The sequence below is a fragment of the Algoriphagus sp. NBT04N3 genome, assembly GCF_019443765.1.
GTDB lineage: Bacteria > Bacteroidota > Bacteroidia > Cytophagales > Cyclobacteriaceae > Algoriphagus > Algoriphagus ornithinivorans.
In genome coordinates, this window is record NZ_CP048415.1 from 2,702,949 (window position 1) to 2,719,135 (window position 16,187).

General features: G+C 39.5%; 12 protein-coding genes. 5 read left to right on the forward strand and 7 right to left on the reverse strand.

What is annotated here, in order from left to right; translation table 11 throughout:
* The first annotated feature begins 110 nt into the window (after nt 1-110).
* Both GYM62_RS11665 and GYM62_RS11670 read left to right on the forward strand, forming a co-directional pair.
* A complete protein-coding gene (locus GYM62_RS11665; RefSeq protein WP_219956521.1) occupies nt 111-980 on the forward strand; it encodes a UDP-2,3-diacylglucosamine diphosphatase in 870 nt (289 codons plus the stop codon).
* Entirely contained in the window at nt 977-2,110 is a 1,134-nt protein-coding gene (locus GYM62_RS11670) for a glycosyltransferase family protein (protein ID WP_219956522.1), read from the forward strand. Before GYM62_RS11665 ends, GYM62_RS11670 begins: the two co-directional genes overlap by 4 nt.
* Nucleotides 2,111-2,114: 4 nt before the next feature.
* On the opposite strand, the gene GYM62_RS11675 is transcribed toward GYM62_RS11670, so the two are convergent.
* Nucleotides 2,115-4,337 (reverse strand): M56 family metallopeptidase, encoded by a 2,223-nt coding sequence (locus GYM62_RS11675; protein WP_219956523.1) that lies wholly within the window; start codon nt 4,335-4,337, stop codon nt 2,115-2,117.
* The gene (locus tag GYM62_RS11680) at nt 4,337-4,705 is read right to left on the reverse strand and encodes a BlaI/MecI/CopY family transcriptional regulator (RefSeq protein ID WP_219956524.1); all 369 of its coding nucleotides are present in this window, start codon (nt 4,703-4,705) and stop codon (nt 4,337-4,339) included. The genes GYM62_RS11675 and GYM62_RS11680 overlap by 1 nt, the downstream gene beginning before the upstream one ends.
* A gap of 290 nt (nt 4,706-4,995) precedes the next feature.
* Here GYM62_RS11680 and GYM62_RS11685 point away from each other — a divergent pair, with 290 nt between their 5' ends.
* Both GYM62_RS11685 and GYM62_RS11690 read left to right on the forward strand, forming a co-directional pair.
* Nucleotides 4,996-7,668: a glucosidase gene (locus tag GYM62_RS11685; protein WP_219956525.1), complete on the forward strand. Its 2,673-nt coding sequence runs from the start codon at nt 4,996-4,998 to the stop codon at nt 7,666-7,668.
* Nucleotides 7,640-8,245, forward strand: coding sequence for a ribonuclease HII (locus tag GYM62_RS11690; RefSeq protein ID WP_219956526.1), 606 nt, complete (start codon nt 7,640-7,642; stop codon nt 8,243-8,245). The genes GYM62_RS11685 and GYM62_RS11690 overlap by 29 nt, the downstream gene beginning before the upstream one ends.
* A gap of 54 nt (nt 8,246-8,299) precedes the next feature.
* Here GYM62_RS11690 and GYM62_RS11695 read toward each other — a convergent pair whose 3' ends face one another.
* From GYM62_RS11695 to tsaD, 5 genes are read right to left on the reverse strand one after another with little or no spacing between them, the layout of a single operon-like run.
* Nucleotides 8,300-8,752, reverse strand: a complete 453-nt coding sequence (locus tag GYM62_RS11695; RefSeq protein ID WP_144604205.1) for a hypothetical protein — start codon at nt 8,750-8,752, stop codon at nt 8,300-8,302.
* A 42-nt stretch (nt 8,753-8,794) separates the two neighbouring features.
* Entirely contained in the window at nt 8,795-9,304 is a 510-nt protein-coding gene (locus GYM62_RS11700; protein WP_219956527.1) for an HNH endonuclease, read from the reverse strand.
* Nucleotides 9,305-9,306: 2 nt separating this feature from the next.
* Nucleotides 9,307-10,104 (reverse strand): hypothetical protein, encoded by a 798-nt coding sequence (locus tag GYM62_RS11705; RefSeq protein ID WP_175557825.1) that lies wholly within the window; start codon nt 10,102-10,104, stop codon nt 9,307-9,309.
* Entirely contained in the window at nt 10,067-10,537 is a 471-nt protein-coding gene (gene smpB / locus GYM62_RS11710; protein WP_091649416.1) for an SsrA-binding protein, read from the reverse strand. Before smpB ends, GYM62_RS11705 begins: the two co-directional genes overlap by 38 nt.
* Nucleotide 10,538: 1 nt before the next feature.
* A complete protein-coding gene (tsaD, locus tag GYM62_RS11715) occupies nt 10,539-11,552 on the reverse strand; it encodes a tRNA (adenosine(37)-N6)-threonylcarbamoyltransferase complex transferase subunit TsaD (protein WP_219956528.1) in 1,014 nt (337 codons plus the stop codon).
* Between the two features lie 74 nt (nt 11,553-11,626).
* On the opposite strand from tsaD, the gene GYM62_RS11720 reads away from it, so the two are divergent.
* Nucleotides 11,627-16,165: a translocation/assembly module TamB domain-containing protein gene (locus GYM62_RS11720; protein WP_219956529.1), complete on the forward strand. Its 4,539-nt coding sequence runs from the start codon at nt 11,627-11,629 to the stop codon at nt 16,163-16,165.
* The last annotated feature ends 22 nt before the right edge of the window (nt 16,166-16,187 follow it).

A 16,187-nucleotide genomic window follows, 5' to 3' on the forward strand; every position in this document is an offset into this window, starting at 1 on the left:
AACGGGCACTTCATATTCACCAAATAATCTTCTGGATTCATAGTAAATACTTAACAACCTAAACATGCTGGATTCAAATTGGGAGACTACCTTTCGATCAAAACAAAAGCGTGAAGACCCATTTCAAAACCATTGTTGTATCCGATGTGCATTTGGGTACCAGAGGATCCAAAGCCAAAGAAATAGCGAGATTTCTTAAGCAATACCGTTGTGAGAATCTTATACTTAATGGAGATATCATAGATGGTTGGCAGCTTAAAAAATCAGGAACATGGAAAAGAAAACACACGCGATTTTTTAATAGAATCCTTAAAATGATAGAAAATCATCAAACCAAGGTGTACTACCTACGGGGTAATCACGATGATTTTTTGGATCAAATTCTCCCCTTGCAGATTGGAAATTTATCGATCCAAACGGATATGATTTATGAAAGCCAGGGGAAAAAATATTTTATCACACATGGAGATATTTTTGACAGCATAACGACCAATCTCAGATGGATTGCCTATTTGGGTGATGTGGGATATACCTTTTTGCTATGGCTTAACCGAATTGTCAATCATTATAGATTCAAAAGAGGTCTACCCTACTTTTCACTTTCTCAATATGTCAAATCCAAGGTAAAGTCTGCAGTTTCTTACATCGATGAATATGAAAAAGAGCTTGCCAAAATGGCCAGGGCTAAAGGCTGCGATGGCATTATTTGCGGTCATATTCATAAGGCTGAGAATCGGGAAATTGATGGAGTTCATTACCTGAATTCCGGTGATTGGGTTGAGACAATGTCAGCTCTGGCTGAGGATCATGAGGGGAATTGGCAGTTGATCTACTATAACGAAATAGATTTCAAAGAAATCAGAGATCATCAAATTACCAGCTTTTTCGAAGGTGAAAGTCAAGAAGGTATTATTCCGCTTAGGCAAGTTTCCTTTGAGAATAAAAAAGACGACCTAAATCCACCAGCATTTCGATCATGAAATTTCTATTCATCGTTCAGGGAGAAGGTCGCGGCCATATGACTCAGGCTATCTCATTTTCTCAGCTTATCAGATCCCAAGGCCATGAAGTATGCGCTGTGATCCTAGGAAAAAGCAAGCGGAGAGCCATACCTGATTTTTTTAAAAGAGAAATTAATGCCCCTATCCACTGGATTCCCAGTCCAAACTTTGAAACAGATGGGAAAAATAAAAAAATCAGCCTGTCTAAAACCCTTCGAAAAAACTTTTTGAAAGCACCGATTTTCATAAATAGCCTTCGCGAGATCCATTTGATCAATCAAAGGCATCAGCCGGATGTGATTCTAAATTTTTATGACTTATTGGGGGGACTGTATGCCGGATTTTTTAGACCAAAAGCTGAGTTTTGGGTAATTGGCCATCAATATTTGATTAATCACAGTAATTATCTCTTCCCCAAAAAAAGAAAATTAGATCGGCTGCTGTACCAATTCAACACCAGATTAAGTGCTTGGACAGCCAATAAAATTCTAGCCTTGTCTTTTGAACCACTGGAGGCAAAAGGTAAAATTACAGTTGTTCCCCCGCTTCTACGAAGAGAGTTAAAGTATTTGAACCCTCATCCAGGTGACTTTTACCTCGCTTACATGGTAAACCCCGGCTATGCTGAAGACTTGATCGCATTTGCAAAGAGCAATCCTCAGATTAAAATTAAGGCCTATTGGGATAAGAAAGGAGAAAATGAAATTTTCCATCCCCGCCCTAATCTCAGCCTTCAACAAGTAAATGATCAGAAGTTTTTGGAGGATATGGCAGCTTGCAAAGGTTTGGTGTGCACAGCAGGATTCGAGTCAATTTGCGAAGCAATGTACCTGGGGAAGAAAATCATGGTCATCCCAGTAGAAGGTCAATACGAACAAGCTTGCAATGCCATTGAAATTCAGGAAAGAAAGATAGGGATAGCAGCATCAGAGTTTAATTTCAAGCTTTTAGAAAAAACAGGTATTAAGGATAAGGAAGCTGTGAAAAAATATCAAAGCTGGGTGGAAAGCTGGTCTGAGATTATTGAGAATTTGACATTAGAAAAAAGGAGCTCTCAGGTTATCTGGCCTGAAGGCTCCTTCCCTAACTCAAATCATGCATTTGGATAATTTCCTAACAAGCTAAATTTTTTCTTTCTTCAGCACTTAAATCTTCGGGCCTTTTATAAATAGTAATTCCGTCCTTCTGAAGCCTTATGAAAGGAAATTTAGCACGATCAATGCCTCTTCTTTCAATGATGGAAAGACCCATGTATCGAGTTTCTAGTTCTTTAAACTTGGATTCCATCTGCTGAATATTCGAGTAAGTCCAATTTGCAAAAATCCGATTCTCATTAGCCATAGCTTGATACTCGCTATAAAGTCTCAAATAGCTTCTAACTTCATTGCTTTGAACAGCATGGACTACATTAATTTTTGTCGAATTGCTGCTTGATGAAAAGCTAATCTGCCTAGAATTACTTTCGCTTTTATTTTTAAAAACAGGAGAAATAGTATCAGTAGGAAGTGGCTTGGGCAATTGTTTTTTCCTGTTTTCTTTAGCCTGATTATACTCTTTCTCCAATTCCAAATACAGCCTTTCTATTTCTTTCTTTACTTCAGGTTCATCCTTTTTATCAGATAATTTAAGTTTTTCATAGCGGGCATTCTTTTGAAGAAAGGCAGTGGTGGGATCAGGATACCGGGAAATATCCTTCATCCAAGTGACTCTCCGCTGGGTAAGTGTGATAGTATCTTGATTTGAACGCGGGCGGAACATTTCAGAATCTGGACCAAATTGCTCTTGGAAATAATTTTCTCGATATAGATGCACCTGATAAGGCTGAGGGAAGCGCTCAGATCTTGCATTGGGGAAAACTCTGGATTGAAATACCAGCACAAAATCTTCTGGTATGTAATTTTCGAGCTCTTGGTTGGAAATCACTTGACCATCAATCCAAACTGCATATTCATCTTTGTTTTTAAACGATTCAAATGCTTCGCTATCTGGACTTTTCTTTTGTTGGGGCTTACTCGAAAACTGTAATCGATCTTTTTCATTTTCAGAGAGCTCAAAATATCTTTTTTGAGTATAATCCATTTGCTCACTTTCAATTAGAAAGACAGCATCTCTGAAGTATCGCTCTTTTTCAATCTCCATAGGTTCAGGTTGATTAGAACTTGTGCCTCCCTGAAACTTTATTTTTCTAATATTATTTGTTGCCAGCAAATTCTGAATATCAGCAACCTCCCCCATTTTAACTTTTGGAGCAGATTTTAATTCAACAATTAGCCTTTCAGCATCATATTTTACCAACTCTTGAGTAAGCTGCTCTTTACTAATTTTATTTCCTTCCCAATAAATTTCACCCTCCTCATTCAGCTGAAGCGAAACTGTCGTAACAGATTGATTTAAGGAATTATTACTATCCTCTACACTTTCTTGAGCTAAAGAGCTAACCACAGTTTTTTCTGCAAATAGCCAAATCATGGCACCTAAAAAGACAACCAAGGAGGTCAATTTCAGGATTTTTATTCCGGGATTTGAAGACTTTTTCATCATGTCGAATCGTTTTTTGGTGAGGGAAAAATTCAAATTACTTCCGAGAGCAAAGCTTTGTCGACCCGAAAGGATAGCTAAGAGCAAGTTTTGATAATCTGAAACAGGCATTTTCTTAACCACCTGTTGATCAGCTATAAATTCATGGTTAAGTCGAATAGCCATTCTGGCTAAATAAAGCCCTGGGTGGAACCAAAGCAAAACCAGCAAAGCTTCTACGAAGAGTGTATCCCAACTGTGTTTTTGACGAACATGACATTGCTCATGCAGAAAAATTGCCTCTGGCATTCCTTCCTTTTCAAAAGGCTCTTTGGGATAAAAAATGTATTTCAAAAAGGAGAAAGGAGATATTGACTGTTTCAACAATACTAAATTTTCCTGCCTGTACACTATCTTGGGGCTGGTGCGAATCTGATTTTGAATTCGGTAAATATTCTGGATGAACCTCAACAGAAAAATTATCATTCCCAAGAAATAAACTCCCCACAATATGGTAATCCAAGAGATTTCGACCTTTTTTGTCTGATCTGGAATGGTTGAGTTTAGCTGAATGCCTTCATCTTCTTGAATAATGGATTCTAGATAAGGATTTTCCATCTCGTATTCGGAAATAACAAAAGGTTCTACAGGAACTTCCTGTTTCACTTCAATGGTCAATAGAGGGATCAAAAAAGAGGCAACGATCGCAGCTAGTAAAAAGAAACGATTGAATTGATAGAGCACCTCCCGCTGTAGAATTAGCCTATAAAACAAAAGCAAGAGCAGCAAGCAAAGTATCGATTTGAGCAAGTATTCCATCAGTCCTTTTGGTTTAATTGATCTTCTATCAGGGATTTTAGCTCTTGGAGCTCTTTTTTAGACAAATCTGTTTCTTGAGTAAAAAATGAGGCAAACTGCCCAGGAGAATCATTGAAAAAATTTTTGATCAAACCCTTGAGCTGTTTGGAAAAATAAATCTCTTTAGAAACCAGAGGAAAGTATTGCCGATTATTACCCACAGCTTTATAAGCCACATACTTTTTGTCCTGCATTCTTTTTAAAAGCGTGGAAACAGTTGTTGCAGCAGGTTTCGGTTCTGGATAAGCTTCAAGCAAATCTTTCATGAATGCCTTACCCAACTGCCATAGATAACTCATCAGTTCTTCTTCACTCTTAGATAGTTTCATATCAGAATTATTCAGATTATTCTACAAATGTAGAATTAAAACTAACTTCTACAAGTGTAGAATTGAATTTTAACAATTATTTATAATGATCTAAACTTCAAACAAATAAAATTCAGGTTTAAAAACATTTGGCTTACAGAAGCTAATTGAATTGAATTTGAAAGGAAGTAGTGCTTGGACTTTCTCAGAAAAATCAATTCAACTACCAGATACAAAACAGAAAAGCTAAATTTGAAATTAAGTCTCTGAATTATTCTAATTTCGAAACTTGCTCAACCTAGAGAACTTACATGTCAGCCGAACATAAACGATTAAAAGAGGATAGGGATTTTATAAAGCATTGGAAAAAGTGGGGACCCTATCTCACTGAGAGGCAGTGGGGAACCGTTCGTGAAGATTACAGTCCCGATGGATCTGCCTGGGAAAACGTGACCCACGATGATGCCAGAAGTAAAGCCTATCGCTGGGGAGAAGAAGGGATAGCCGGAATCTCCGATTACAAGCAGAAGCTTTGTCTTGCCTGGGCTTTTTGGAATGGCAAAGATCCTTTTATTAAAGAACGCCTTTTTGGACTTACCGGAAATCAGGGAAATCACGGAGAAGATGTCAAGGAAATCTACTATTACCTTGACTCAACTCCCACTCATTCGTACATGAAGATGCTTTATAAGTATCCTCAAGCAGAATTTCCCTATCAAAAACTCATTGAAGAAAGTAAAAGAAGGGGCAAAACTGACCCTGAATTTGAACTTATAGATACTGGAGTATTCGACGATGACAGGTACTTCGATATATTTATCGAATATGCCAAACATGATTTTGAGGATATCATCGCCAAAGCTACCATTTACAACAGAGGTCCTGAAAAAGCCACCATTTGGGTGATGCCTACCTTCTGGTTTAGAAAAACCTGGTTTACCGGGCATGAACCCTTCATGCCTAAAATCAGCTTGACCAAATCTAACAGAATTAAGGCTTTTAGCCCAAAATCAGGAAACTACTCTGTTTCCTTTGAGGGAAATCCAGATATCCGTTTTTGCGATAATGAAACCAACCGGGAGCGCTTATATGGCATCCCGAATGAAAGGAATTTCACCAAAGACGCTATCAATGACTTTGTAGTCAATGGAGATGAAAGCAAACTGAATCCAGCTTTCCATGGCACCAAGGCAGCAGCCATTTACAAACTGGAGATACCTGCAGGAGAAAGTGCCGTGGTGAATCTACGCATGCAGCATCAACTGGATGATAATCCATTAGAAGCCTGTGATCCCTGCTTGGAACAAAGAAAAAAGGAAGCGGATGAATTCTATTCAAAACTTCAGCATCGTGTAACTGACCCGGATCTTAAAAGAATTCAACGTCAGGCTTTTGCCGGGATGATGTGGTCCAAACAGTTTTACTACTATGATGTAGAACGCTGGCTGGAAGGCGATCCCGGAAGGTATGTTCCGCCAAAAGAACGAAAAAAAGGGAGAAATCATCATTGGAGGCATCTTCAAAACTATGATATCATCTCCATGCCTGATAAATGGGAGTATCCCTGGTACGCAGCATGGGACTTGGCTTTTCACTGTATTCCCATTGCCAGAATTGACCCGGAGTTTGCCAAAGATCAGCTACTCCTGCTGCTGAATGAATGGTACATGCATCCCAATGGTCAAATTCCTGCTTATGAATGGAATTTCTCAGACGTAAACCCTCCTGTGCATGCTTATGCGGTACAGCGGGTATACCAAATTGACAAAAAAGCCAATGGAGGCAAGGGTGATCAGGAATTCTTGGAGCGAGCCCTCCACAAGCTGATGCTGAATTTTACCTGGTGGGTTAATCAAAAGGACTCCGATGGGAAAAATATCTTTGAAGGTGGCTTCCTGGGATTGGATAATATCTCCCTTTTTGACAGAAGCCATGCCCAACACTATCAGGGAAAATTAGAGCAGGCTGATGCCACTTCTTGGATGGCTATGTTTTCGCTAAATATGCTCCGTATTTCTTTGGACCTGTGTGAATTCAACAAGGTGTACCAGTTCACGGCCACCAAATTCCTAGAGCACTTTTTGTATATAGCAGGGGCCATGAATAATATCTCCGCTGAACATATATCCTTATGGGATGATGATGACAGCTTCTTTTATGATATTTTCCACGTGCCTGGCAAAGAATCCAAAAAAATGAAGGTTCGCTCTATTGTAGGCTTAATTCCATTATTTGCAGTTGAACCTATCCGCGAAGATCTCTTCGATCAATTACCGGAGTTTAAGAAAAGACTGGACTTCTTTCTAAGGGAAAAACCCAAGCTAGCAGCCTTGGTTTCTAGCTGGATCCAACCTGGATACGATAAGCGAAGGCTTTTCTCCCTATTGAGAGGACACAGAATGAAGAGCGTTCTTCATAAGATGCTGGACTCAGAGGAGTTTTTGAGTGAATTTGGAATTAGATCTCTATCTAAATTCCATCAAAGGCATCCATATACCATGAAAATCAATGGGGATACTTTCTCAATCAAATACACTCCGGGAGAATCAGATACCCGAATGTTTGGAGGTAATTCCAATTGGAGAGGTCCGATCTGGTTTCCGATCAACTACCTAATCATAGAATCCTTGAAAAAGTTTGACTTCTATTATGGAGGAGATTTTTCCATTGAATATCCAACCGGTTCAGGGAATTTCATGACCATGGATTTGATAGCCAAGGAACTTTCCTTGCGCTGTATCAAGATCTTTACCAAAGATGAAAATGGGCACCGACCAGTCTATGGGAATCAGCAGAAATTCCAAAACGATCCTCATTTCAAAGATTATATCCTGTTTTATGAGTACTTCCATGGAGACAATGGAAAAGGATTGGGAGCATCCCATCAAACAGGCTGGACAGGATTAGTTGCGGAGATGATCCATAAATTTTATAAAGAGAAAACACCAATAAAATATGGCGCTGCTACCCTATTTAGAAGCTAATAGAATAGAAGCGGGTTGCGATGAAGTGGGAAGAGGGTGCTTGGCTGGTCCGGTTGTAGCTGCAGCAGTAATTTTACCTGCTGATTATGAAAATCCTTGGATCAATGATTCCAAAAAACTGGGGAAATCCCAAAGGGAGGAATTGATCGAGGAAATCAAATTAAAGTCCTTAGACTGGGCTATTGCAGAAGCAACCGTCGCCGAAATAGATCAGATCAATATTTTGAATGCCTCTTTTCTTGCGATGAGCCGTGCAATAGAAATGCTGAAGGTAAAGCCTGAACATTTACTTATTGACGGCAACAGATGGAAATCTAAATTGGAATACTCTTACTCATGCATCATTAAGGGGGATGGCAAATTCGCCAGTATTGCCGCTGCATCTATTTTGGCAAAAGTTCATAGAGACCAAATGATGGAAGACTTAGCTACCTCATTTCCTCATTATGGGTGGGAAAGCAACGTAGGATACCCGACCAAGACACACAGAGAAGGAATCCAAAAGCATGGAATAAGTCCTTGGCATAGGAAAAGTTTCCAACTACTACCCCGACAATTGGATTTGGGACTCCAATGAAAAGAAAAAGCCAGCAATCATAAACTGCTGGCTTTATTTATTTTAAGGGTGATTTTACTTTTCTTTTTTCTCTATAATTCGTTCAAAGACTAATTTACCTGCTCCTGGATTTTGACTGATAGGCTGAAGCACCAGCTTATTGGCGTCAAACTCTACAATTTTTGCCTGCCTAACTTCATTACCCTCATAGATTGTCAGGATATTTTGATCATCCAATTTGACTTTGGCCTTTTTAAGTACCAATTGCTGATTTTCAAAATCTGTAAATTTCAATGAATCGCCTGCGGAAAACTGGTAAACAGTGCTTTCAAGTCTATACTGAATTCTGTATTGCATATTGGCTTGAGTTGCCGAGTCTGCATTTAAAAATTGTGGGGATTTTCTAATTCTTTCTATTCCATCAAAATAGACCAATTGCCACTTTCCAAAGAGCTCCTGTATTTGGATTTGATTGATATTCAGAAAAAAAGAAAGAATCAATGCAGGGATCAGGGTAAGACTATTCATGTCTTCATCCGTACAATTTTGTTGCCAAAATTAAATTTCCTCCTATTGAGGCACATTAACATTTAAAAATGGAATCCATTCGGAAGCTTGTCGCTCTGCGTAATCTGCCAGAAAATAAGCTAGTGTAGGCTTAAATGGAGCAGTTTTCAAGGTCAAACCTGCCTGATCCGGAGTCTTGTCTCCTTTGTTGACATTACAGCGATTACAGGCCGTTACCAGATTGGTCCAATTGGTTTTTCCTCCTTTGGATTTTGGAATTACATGGTCAATTGTAAGGTGGCGCTGACTTCCACAATATTGACACTCCCCTCTATCCCTTCTAAATAGATTGGCTCTGTTTAATAAAACCCCGCGGTAGGGAATATTTTTATATTGATTTAGCCGAATGACAGCAGGATAGGCAAAAGATCGACTTACTGTCCGGATTTCCAGGAGTTCATAGGTAGAAAGCACATTTGCCTTTTCCAAAAGGGTTAAGACCAATGCTTTTTGCACAGTTACCACCGCAACGGGAGAATGATCCAAATTCAACACCAAAACTCTCTTTTCCATACCTATACAACTACCGTTCTTGCCTCCAAAACCACTTGATGAGATTGATTGTTTTTTAAAAAAGCCTGCCACTCGTCCAAATCAGAAACTTTAATCCGATTATCCATCCAAAGGACCTCTTCCATTCCCAAGTAGATTGCAAATGAGTCTTTGGCAGTTTTTTCATCATGAAAAATAAATAAATCTCCCGGCATCGCATGATTAAATGGGATGATTCTTCCCGGTAAATGGTCTGAATACCAGTTATACCCACCAATGGAATAAATCAAGGCAAAGCCCAGCATCTCATCGAGCCCAAAAATACTTCTCCCTCCTGCTTGCCAAGGAGCATTGACATACTTCAAGGCAATATCTATCAACTGTTCCCGATCTGCTTTCAAAGCATGACTCCTGGTGGTTCCGGTAAAGCCAATATGATCCTGCCAATTGAATAATTCCAAATCAGAAAAATGGAGCCTGCTTCCGGGAAGTAGGTATAGGTTTGTGCCCAGATACTCAATGGCAGCGATGGGGCTAGTTACAATTTGATAATCCTGATTGAGGAAATTCTGATAATCACCTCCTGAAATTTCTTTTAATGATTTGGCGCTAATCCAGCCACCCATTCGGGAATCTTCATGAAAAATACGATACCAAGTTCGGCCAGAATTCACTGCCAACACCTGATAACACTCACCAAAAAGCAATTGGGTTTGGAGTGCTGAGTCTACTGTAGGTTTTCGATAAACCGGCAAGATGGTTTGCCGGCAAATTCCGAATATATCATTTAAGGGCCATTCGCTGGAGTTCTCTTTTGGCATCTTTTTCCTTCAGATCCTGTCTCTTGTCGTGTAATTTTTTACCTCGACCCAAAGCAATTTCCATTTTTGCTTTTCCACGGTCGTTGATAAATATACGAACCGGAATGATAGTAAGACCTTTTTCCTGCGACTTAGTTTCGAGTTTTTCCAGTTCTTTTTTACTTAAAAGCAACTTTCTATCTCTCACAGCCTCATGATTATAGCTTGAAGCCATAGAATATGGGGCAATATGCATTTGTCTCACGTACAGCTCCCCATCCAAAAAAATACAAAAGGCCTCAGTCAAAGACACCTTACTCTCTCGGATGGACTTGATCTCAGTGCCTTTCAGCACCATTCCAGCCACGTAGGTATCTATAAACTCAAATTGAAAGCTAGCCTTTCTGTTTTTGATATTGATATGCTTCTCAAATTTATTGACTTTGGTAGCCATATTAGATTTTCATTTTTGCTAAAGGAGTCACATCCATAGATGAAAAATCTCCTTTTAAGTATTTGTAATGGGCTGCCATGGCAATCATGGCTGCATTATCTGTACAATATTCAAATTTCGGGATAAAAATATTCCAGCCTCTTTTTGTGGCCAAATCTGTCAAAGCATTTCTCAAACCTGAATTTGCTGATACGCCCCCTGCTATAGCTACATCCTTCACGCCATATTGTTTGACCGCTGCCTTCAATTTAATCAGCAACATTTCAATTAGACTATGCTGTATACTGGCGCATAGATCATTCAGGTTTTCCTCAATGAAGGTAGGATTCTGCTGCAGTTGATCTCTCAAGAAATATAAAACCGCAGTTTTTATTCCGCTAAAAGAATAATCCAATTCAGGCATGCGAGTGATGGGAAACTCAAAAGCTTTTGGATTTCCTGACTGGGCATATTTATCGATCAAGGGCCCACCCGGATAAGGTAAACCTAGCAATTTGGCTGTTTTGTCAAATGCCTCCCCTACCGCATCATCCCTTGTCTCTCCAATGACCTGCATATCCAAATAATCTTTGACTAAGACCAATTGCGTATGCCCTCCACTGACTGTCAGACAAATAAAAGGGAAATTAGGCTTAGGGTCCTCTATGAAATGCGCCAATACGTGAGCCTGCATATGGTTGATCTCAATCAGAGGGATCTTCAAAGCATACGCCATGGATTTGGCGAAACTTACTCCCACGAGCAAAGCTCCCATGAGACCTGGACCACGGGTAAAGGCAATTGCACTGAGATCTTTTTTACCGATCCCGGAAGACTCCAAGGCCTCGTGCACCACAGGAATAATATTCTCCTGATGCGCTCTAGAGGCTAATTCGGGAACAACACCCCCATATTTTTCGTGGACTGATTGTGTGGCCACAATATTATTAAGTACTTTGCCATTTAAGATTATAGAGGCAGAAGTCTCGTCACACGAGGACTCAATTGCTAGAATAGAAATATCGTTGGTATCCATTGGAAAAGAACGCGAAAGTTACGGATTTTTTATACAAAGCCTTTCGAATACTCCTTTGGGTAATCTTAATGCTGGTGATCAGTGTCCTAGCACTGGCTTTGCTTCTCCAGACTCCCGGGGTTCAAAATTGGGCTGTCGATAAAGTAACAGGATATCTCAATAAAAATTCCCAATTCACCACCAATATTGGAAGGATCGATCTCAATTGGTGGGATGCCTTGGAAATTACTGGTTTGGAAGTAAAAGACCATCGAGACAGCATCATGCTGTCTGCTGATCGTTCATTTATTGATTTTCAACTAAAATCTCTACTTCCTCCAAACAATCCCTCTTTGGATGAGGTGAGATTGGAAAGAGCTACAGTACAATTCTTTACCCATGAGGGAGACTCATCCATGAATATTAATTTATGGCTCAGAGAATTAAATGAACTCTTCGGATCAGGTAAAAGCGGAGGATCTACCAAGTTCGGAATTGGTCAAATTGACCTAAGGAACTCCAGGTTTTCATTGGTCAATTACAACTTACCAGTCATAGAAAAAGGACTGGACTATAACCACATGCGCTTCGCTGATATTGCCATCAGTGCCTCTAAATTTTATGTGGATGGAGATGAAATTGGAGTTAATATAGGTCTTCTAACCGGTGTAGAGCAGGGCTCAGGATTGACGATCAAAGAATTGCAAACTCAACTCACATATTCTTCCGAATTTCTTGAGTTTGATAAATTAAATCTGATTACCAACCAAAGTCATATCAAGGATTTTTTAAGATTCGAATATGCTAGTCCAAGTTCTTTCTCAGATTTCATCAATAAGGTGGTGGTCATTACCCGAATGAAAGAAACAGTACTCAGTCTGGAAGATTTGCGTTTCTTTGCTCCCACACTTCCAGATATTGAGGATGCCATCATCCTGACAGGAGAGGTACAAGGACCTGTTTCAGATATAAGATCCGAGGAATTCCTCCTAAGATTAGGAAAGAAAACGGAAATATTTGGTTCATTCCAATTGGACGGCCTCCCCAATTTTGAGGAAACCTATATCAATCTTTCTCTTCAAAACTCCACCATAGAAGCTAATGATTTAGGCCCCTATTTAAGTGCTGAAATTGAGAAAGAGATTCGCAAATTTAAAACGATAAGACTCAGTGCTGATTTTGCAGGTTTGCCAAGCAGATTCACTACAGATGGACTATTTCGTACTGGCATAGGCGAATTAAACGGGCGTGTCAATTATGATCAAAAAGACGGTGTAAACTCGATAGTCTCAAAAGTTTCCATCAAAAATCTGGATCTGGGTGTCTTGGCTGAAAATCCAGAATTGCTGCAAAAAATCAGCTTAGAAGGAAATGTGAACCTAAAGGGTAAAAGCAAAGAGGATATCTTGATCGGCTTGGATGCCGTGATTTCAAAATTGGGAATTAATGGATACACCTATTCCAATATTCGAACAGATGCGAATTATGGATTGGACCTTTTTGAGGGAAACTTATCCATATCCGATCCAAATTTGAAACTGAAAGCTTCAGGAACCATCAACCTGAGAGATACCTCTGAGGCTATCAATATCCGAATGCAACTAGACACCGCCAATTTGGACCAGATGCGTTTTGCAGATGTAGCAACTTCCTTATCCGGAGATTTTGAAATTGATACCAGAGGAATCAATATTGATGTTTTGACGGGAATCATGCGCTTTAAAGATATTGCTATAGGGTATGATGGCAGATCTCTGGAATTAGGCGACTTTTTCTTTCAATCCTTATTTGCGGGAGGTACGCGAACCATGTCCCTCAACTCAGATTACATTGTGGCTGGTGCTTCTGGAAGATTTGAATTGGAGCAAATGGCAAAAGATTTACCGGTCCTTTTTAACCAATATTTAGCTATACTTTTCAAGCAAAAGCCTCCCGTTGCAGATATTGAAGAATACTTCAACAAGGAGTATAAACTGGATTTGAATATTCGTTTAATCGATATTAATCCCCTTTTAAAACTCTTTCAGCCGGACTACAGAATCTCCAAAAATACGCTGATTGAAGGAGCGTTTTATCAAACACAGGAGAATACGATTTTCAACTTTTTTACCAGTATTGACACGATTCAATACAAAAACAACATAGCCAGAAATGTCAATATTGACTTCAATACATCCAAACTTATCAATAGCGAGGATGTATTGGCTTCCTTCTACGTTTTTTCTAAATCCCAGAAAATTGGGCAGTCTCTAGATTTCAGCAATTTTGGATTCGAGGCAATTTGGAGTAATGAAGCTTTGAATTTGGACTTTGCCTTAGATCAGGACTCAACCCGGAGCAAGGCTAGAATCAAAGCCTTGGCTCAATTTACTCCTACCCAGACAAGTATCAATTTTGAACCATCTCAGCTAATAGTGCTGGATAGTGAATGGAAATTTGACCCCAATAATGAGATCAGGATTGAATCAGAAAAAATCGCTTTTGATAATGTAAGGATACAGTCTGGAAATCAAGAAATAGATTTGGAAGGTATATTCAGCTCAAATCCTGAAGATGAATTTTATCTAACTATCTCAAATGTAAATGCCAATATCCTCAACACCTTAACTCCCCAAGCTTACGAAGGAGCCATCAATGGATCGGTTACTATCTCTGCGAGTGAGGAATTTGATAGGACTTTGAAAGCCCAAATTGAAATTGATTCTTTAAGCATCAATGAAATTATTGTAGGTGATTTTGTAGCCAGTGCAGATCTGCAGCAGAATATTCTCAATCTTACTTTGGAAAATTACTTAAGTAAGAAAAAATCAATTCAAATGAGTGGTACTGTTGATCTGGACTCTCAAGAGTTTGATTTGGCGGGGGAATTACGAAATGCTGAATTAGCGATTTTCGAACCCTTCTTATCCAATTATTTATCCAATATGGGTGGGACAGTTTCGGGAGATATCCAATTAACCGGAAACGTCACCAAACCTAGGCTTTTGGGGCAGGGAAGAATTAATCAGGGCAAACTACGTGTAAATTATCTAAACGCTCTTTATCAACTGGATGGAAGCATCATTTTCGAACCGGGAGAAGTGAGCTTTGATCGTTTGGTGGCAAGGGATGTGAATGGCAACACTGCCAATCTAAACGGAGGTCTTAAATACCAAAGCCTCAATAATATCACGCTGGACATCAATGCCAGACTCAATAATTTCCAAGTATTGAATACTACTTCACGAGATAATGAGGTGTTTTATGGAACAGCCTATGTGAGCGGTACCATAGATATTCTGGGTTCAACTTCCAATCTGGATATCAATGCGAGAGCGACTAGTCAACCCAATACACGAATTTTCATTCCTCTGACCAGTAGCAATGAGCAGGTGAGTGAAGAGTATATCCACATTATCAATATTCGGGATACCGTAAGAATGCAGGGTTTATCCGATGACATTAATAGACTGAATATAGAAAATGTCCGAATGAATTTTGTGCTGGATGTAACTCCTGATGCTTACACCGAAATCATCATTGACCCAAGGACAGAAGAAAAAATCTCCGGTAGAGGAAGAGGACTTCTAACCATGAATATTGATACACAGGGAAATTTCTCTTTGAGTGGAAGTTATGAAATCACCGAAGCGACCTATAATTTCTCCCTTTACAATGTTTTGAAAAAAGAGTTTACCGTAGAACCGGGCGGAAGAATCACTTGGTATGGAGATCCATATGAAGGCGTCATGAACCTTAAAGCAAAATATACAGAGACTGTATCTATCGCTCCTCTACTGGCTAGAAACTCCCTTCAGGATCAGCAAAGCACAAGCAATAGAAGATTTCCGGTAGAAGTAATCATGAATCTAAATGGAGAGCTCCTTTCACCGGATATCAATTTTGGGTTTGACTTCTCCCAGTTCCCTAACACGGGAGACGTACAAACAGCAATTTCATCTTTTCAGTCTAGGATCAACAACGATGAGCAGGAGATGAACCGTCAGGTTTTCTCTGTGATTATGACCCGTTCTTTCTCTCCTGAAGGCCAGTTTGCAGGGGTTAATTCATTCTCCAATAGCTTGGGACAATTACTTTCCTCCCAACTCAACTCATTCTTGGGTCAGGTAGACAAAAATTTGGAAGTCAATTTTGATTTGGCATCCTTAGATCAAAATGCGCTGGAAACTTTCCAATTGAGCGTTGCCTATACTTTCCTCGATGGAAGACTTCGGGTATCTCGAGACGGCGGATTTACGGACAATACAGGAAACGCAGATGCTGCTTCCATTATTGGAGATTGGCAAGCTGAGTACTTATTGACAGATGATGGGGTCTATAGAATCAGAATTTTCAACCGGAATAATTTCAACACCTTTACCTCACTGTCCCTTTCCAAGAATGTGAATACTTATGGTGTTTCAATTTCCCAAAACGTCTCCTTCAACTCCTTCTCTGAATTATTTCAAAAAATCACCCGAAAAAAGCAGAAAGCAGATCCCTTATATGAAGATTCTGACAATTATTTGAGATATAATCAAGATTCGGAGGAAAACTGGAAACCCATCAATTTAGACAATATTGAAGAGCGACTTGATTCTTTGAAAGAAGACAGAACCAGGCAATATTTCAGAAAAGAAGAGGAGGATCAATAAACAATTTCCCCTCAGACTTACT